This window comes from Pseudomonadota bacterium, assembly GCA_026388215.1.
In the GTDB taxonomy this organism is placed as follows: domain Bacteria; phylum Desulfobacterota; class Syntrophorhabdia; order Syntrophorhabdales; family Syntrophorhabdaceae; genus JAPLKF01.
The window spans coordinates 1-3,423 of the sequence record JAPLKF010000087.1; the positions used below are offsets into that span (position 1 = coordinate 1).

The following is a 3,423-nucleotide window of genomic DNA, read 5'->3' on the forward strand; positions in this document are numbered from 1 at the left end:
CCTTTGTCTTTGGCGTAATGGCACCCTCTATCAGTTCGGGGTCTATGTTCATGTCCTCTTTTTCGATATCAACGAATACCGGTTTCGCCCCTGTAAGTACAATAGAGCTTGCAGTAGCAAAGAATGTATAAGGTGTTGTGATTACCTCATCACCGTCCTTAATGCCTAAGGCCATGAGAGAAAGGATAAGCGCATCTGTTCCGTTTGCACATGATATCGCATAGGGGACACCAACATAGTTTGAAATGGTATTTTCCAGCTGGTCGCAATATTTCCCGAGAATCAGCCTCTGTTCTGATAGTATTTCCTTCAAATTATGCAATATGTCACTTTTTACCTTTGCGTATTGAGCCTTGAGATTTATTATGGGTATATTCATTTGAATGTCCTTAATGTGTATTGATTTAAGTATATCCGTACCGGATTGAAAGGATATTAGCATACTTTGAATGTCTTTCTCAATAATGGATTGAATTTTCGATAGTATTAAAGTTAGATTAAGACGTCATGGAGCGCTTTCAAAACATCAAAGGGAAGGCCTTTTTGTTTCTTATGTTGCTCTGGTTCTTATGGTTTATGAACTTTAGTGTAAGGACGATTTTTTCTCCCCTCATGCCACTCATTGAAGATGAGTTTGTTATAAGCCATGCGAGGGCAAGCAGCCTTTTTGGACTTACCTCTTTTGGTTATGGGATTTCTCTAATTCTTTCGGGGTTGTTCTCAGGATCGTTTGGTTACAAGAGATCGATAGTGGTATCAATGGTTGTCTCATCCTGTGTGCTTTTTTTAGTCCCCCATATAAAGGTGTTTTCTCTGCTATCACTTGTTGCTTTTGTGCTGGGTATGTGTACCGGCATTTATTTACCTTCTATTATCCCTCTTATAACAGAGTACTACGAAGAAAAATCGTGGGGTAAGGCTATTGCTATCCACGATACCGCAGCATCTTTAAGCATATTCAGTGCACCATTTATAGCCTTCTTCTTCCTGAAGTTTTTGCAATGGAGGGAAATTTTTAATGCCTTTGGTGTTGTTTTCATAATCTGTATTGTTGTATTTTCACTCAAATGCAGGGAGGTAAAAGTAAAGAAGGTAAGCGGTGATTCCATCAGAAGCCTTTTAGGAAGGAAGTCACTGTGGCTTATGGGGATAATCTGGATATTCATGGCAGGGGCAAATCTTGGTTTATATTTTGTGATTCCCTTATACCTTAACAAGGAGCTGTTCCTTGATATTGCATATGTAAATAAGATCTTTGGCATGTCAAGACTCGGAGGGGTTTTTGTTGCACTTATGGCAGGATTTATTGTTGATAGATTCAGCTTAAAGAAGATCACGTTCTTTTTTGTATTGATCTCCGGGATTCTTACACTCCTTATTACCCTCAGGGACGTGAGATTTATTGAGGTTTTTCTTTTCTTACAGGCAAGCGTTGCAATGGGTTTTTTCCCGGTTGGGCTTGTATCAATCTCAAGGGTGTTCGAAAAGGAACACCGGAGTATGGCAACCGGATTAATAGTGACACTTGCTACAATATTTGGTATGGGTATAACACCGTGTCTGCTCGGTCTATCAGGTGATTTTTTGAGTTTCAGATTCGGTATATTTTTATTTGGACTTTTGGTTATTCTATCGAGTGGAACCACGTATTTTTTAAAGGAACTCGATTAGCAGATTATAAGCGTTGAGTTCTTGCTGTTTTTTTAAATTACTGTTATTCTTAACCATATAGTGCATAGGTACTTTTCAGCATTCAGAGCATAACTTAAGTTAATCATAAAAGAGGCAACAGAAATGGATGAAGTCGAAAGATATGCAGAGATACAGACTTCCCTGATCAAGAAACTTAACGAGATCGGGATCGCCCTTTCTGCTGAAAAAAACCTTAGCCGCTTATTAGAAAATATAATTGAGGAGGCCCGGAACTTTTCAAATGCAGATGCTGGTACGCTCTACATTATGAACGAGGAAAATGATAGCCTTGAATTTGCTATAGTCCAGAATGATACAATGAAGATACGGATGGGCGGGACAGCAGGGCCCATTACATGGCCTCCTGTACCGTTAAAAATGGGCGGGAAGCCTAACTTTTCGAATGTTTCTTCCTATGTGGCGAATACAGGTAAAATTGTAAATATCCCTGATGTGTATGAGACAGAGGGCTTTGATTTTTCGGGAACAAAAAGGTTTGATTCAGGTACCAGCTATCGGTCAAAATCTATGCTCGTAATCCCCATGAAAAATAAAGAAAGTGAAATAATCGGCATATTGCAGCTCATCAATGCCCTTGATCCCATAACAAAAAGCCCCATCCCTTTTTCGCCTGAATATGTTGACTTGATTGCTTCTCTGGCCTCTCAGGCTGCAGTTGCTATAACAAATGTAAGATTATACAGAGACCTGGAGAATCTTTTTGAATCGTTTATCCAGACAATCGCTGCAGCTATTGATGAAAAGTCCCCATATACGGGTGGTCATATTCGCAGGGTTCAGGAGCTTACCATGGAGCTTGCGAAAAGGATGAATGAACAAACTGAAGGGCCTTTCAAAGACTTTCATCTGAATGAGGATGAGATACATGAGCTTAGTATGGCTGCATGGCTTCACGACATAGGGAAGATCGTTACACCTGAAAATGTGATTGACAAGTCAAAGAAGCTTGAAAAGGTTTTTGACCTAAATAATTTAATAGATACACGATATGAGGTTTTCAAGAGGGATATCAAGGTTAAGGCCCTTGAAGAGAAACTGACACTATGGGAAACAGGAAAGATAAGCCCGGAGGCCTTTAAAAGAATTGATGAAAAGGCAGAGGAGCAATATAACGCACTCGTTGAAGAAAAAAGATTTATCAGCACCTGTAATCAATCCGGTGAGTATATGGATGACGAAAAGATTGAAAGGCTCAAGGACATTGCCCAAAAAAAATGGAATTACGAAGGGCACGAAGCCCCTTGTCTCACAGAAGACGAACTTTACAACCTCTCTATAAAAAAAGGGTCCCTTACCCCGGAAGAGAGGAAGATCGTCGAAAACCATTCTCTGGTAACATTCAAGATGTTGAGCAAGTTGCCGTTTCCAAAAAAATTAAAGCGTGTCCTTAAGTACGCAGCTGCCCATCATGAGAAGCTGGATGGGACAGGGTATCCATTTGGAATAAAGGCGGAACAGTTACCTTACCCTGCAAGGATTATTGCCATTGCTGATATATTTGAGGCATTAACAGCTCAGGACCGTCCCTATAAAAAACCGATGTCAGTCTTAAGGGCGTTACAGGTCTTAGAATTTATCAAAAAAGATGGGCATATAGACGGGGATATCCTTGACCTTTTTATGAAAGAGAAGGTCTATGCTGATTATGCGAAACGGGAACTTGACCCGAACCAGATTGATTGCTGATGTCACCACTCGCCACTTGCCACT

Annotated in this window: 3 protein-coding genes; 2 read left to right on the top strand and 1 reads right to left on the bottom strand. The window is 40.3% G+C overall.

What is annotated here, in order from left to right:
• Positions 1–379 (bottom strand): aminotransferase class I/II-fold pyridoxal phosphate-dependent enzyme (locus NTU69_05330; protein ID MCX5802941.1); only part of this gene is annotated, 379 nt, incomplete at its 3' end.
• 128 nt (positions 380–507) lie between these two features.
• On the opposite strand from NTU69_05330, the gene NTU69_05335 reads away from it, so the two are divergent.
• Both NTU69_05335 and NTU69_05340 read left to right on the top strand, forming a co-directional pair.
• Positions 508–1,671, top strand: a complete 1,164-nt coding sequence (locus tag NTU69_05335; GenBank protein MCX5802942.1) for an MFS transporter — start codon at positions 508–510, stop codon at positions 1,669–1,671.
• A 123-nt stretch (positions 1,672–1,794) separates the two neighbouring features.
• Entirely contained in the window at positions 1,795–3,399 is a 1,605-nt protein-coding gene (locus NTU69_05340; protein ID MCX5802943.1) for an HD domain-containing protein, read from the top strand.
• Positions 3,400–3,423 lie beyond the last annotated feature (24 nt).